Annotated in this window: 3 protein-coding genes; all 3 read right to left on the bottom strand. The window is 56.2% G+C overall.

What is annotated here, in order from left to right; all coding sequences use genetic code 11:
- The coding region (locus AAY47_RS16165) for a Mu-like prophage major head subunit gpT family protein (protein WP_047771161.1) at window positions 1-221 on the bottom strand (221 nt) is incomplete at its 3' end.
- Window positions 222-230: 9 nt separating this feature from the next.
- On the bottom strand, window positions 231-629 hold the full coding sequence (locus tag AAY47_RS16160; protein ID WP_047771160.1) for a hypothetical protein: 399 nt from the start codon (window positions 627-629) through the stop codon (window positions 231-233).
- Window positions 629-920: phage protease (locus AAY47_RS16155; RefSeq protein ID WP_047771159.1), on the bottom strand; the 292-nt coding region annotated here is incomplete at its 5' end. The genes AAY47_RS16160 and AAY47_RS16155, both read right to left, overlap by 1 nt.

The following is a 920-nucleotide window of genomic DNA, read 5'->3' as shown; positions in this document are numbered from 1 at the left end:
ATGGTGTATTTATGCCCGGACAGGGATTTCACCACTTTTTCACCGACCCATTTGCGCATGGCCGGGAAGTTCGACAACCAGGTATAGTCGTTCACCTTACTGGTTGAGGTCACTTTCATGGCGACTTTTTCCCACTGCGACGGTGCCGCATCCAGCGCATTCTGGAAGGTGGTCTTAATCGCCAGAAACAGCACATTTAAATTGGATTTATTAACAAGCATCAGATTTTCCTATTGAATCAGAACCAATACGCCATCACTGACCGACACGGCCAGCACGCGCCCCACCACGGGCAATTTGTCACCGTCTTTCATCGCCTTGACGGTCACACTGTTGGTCAGGGTGCAGGGCTTACCGACCTGCGCCTGGGTCACCGGCTGGGCGTTGTCATTATCGAAATAAAACGCGCGGCCACGGCGTACCCTGACAGGGCGTTCACCCTGTTTACCGTCGCGGTTATCGGCAAATTCATCGGCCACGCCCAGCACCGTCAGTCCGGCATCGGCCTGACCGGGCACGGCAAAACCGGCGGTATTGGCGCAGACCAAGTGGCCGCCTCCGATTTGCGCACCGGCTTCACAGGGCACACTGAATAACTCACCATCACGATGAGGGGTATTGCGATCCATTAGTTCTCTCCCAGTTGTTTTTTCAGGTCTTCAGGCGATAAACCGAACTGAGTACAAATCGCTAAGGCGTCGGTATCCAGCTCAGGTGTCAGGGGCTGTGTCAGTGATACGGCCGCCGGGGTGTGTCCCCCTGATTGCAGGGATGACAGGGCCGCGATGGGCTGCGTCTTTTCCAGATGGGTCGTCAGTGCGGCAAAATTCGTGCGCCCCAACGCTTTAGCCCAGTCCTCCAGCGCCGGGGTTAAACGGCCATCACTCAGCGCCTGTCCCTTATACCCATCTGACGCTGCC

Source organism: Xenorhabdus griffiniae, from assembly GCF_001028135.1.
Lineage (GTDB): Bacteria > Pseudomonadota > Gammaproteobacteria > Enterobacterales > Enterobacteriaceae > Xenorhabdus > Xenorhabdus bakwenae.
The sequence above is the reverse complement of the archived record's forward strand: the minus strand, read 5'-3'. Positions and strand labels throughout refer to the sequence as shown.